Genomic DNA, 253 nt, shown 5'->3' with positions numbered 1-253 from the left:
CCGCCCATCTGCACGAACACCCAGCCGTCACCGTCCAGCCGCTGCATGATGAAGCCTTCGCCGCCGAACAGGCCGGTCATCACCCGCCGCTGAAACTGGACGCCGATCGACACGCCCTTCGCCGCCGCCAGAAACGCGTCCTTCTGGCAGATCAGCGTCCCGCCCAGATCGGCAAGGTTCAGCGGCAGGATCGAGCCGGGGGTGGGGGAGGCGAACGCGACCCGCGCCTTGCCGCGGCCTTGATGCGTAAAGA

Annotated in this window: 1 protein-coding gene; it reads right to left on the bottom strand. The window is 68.0% G+C overall.

The annotated features are described in order from the left end of the window. Positions 1-253: AIM24 family protein (locus AC0IW9_RS31330; RefSeq protein WP_471652193.1), on the bottom strand; the 253-nt coding region annotated here is incomplete at both ends.

Source organism: Belnapia sp. AC561 (assembly GCF_979252845.1).
The sequence above is the reverse complement of the archived record's forward strand: the minus strand, read 5'-3'. Positions and strand labels throughout refer to the sequence as shown.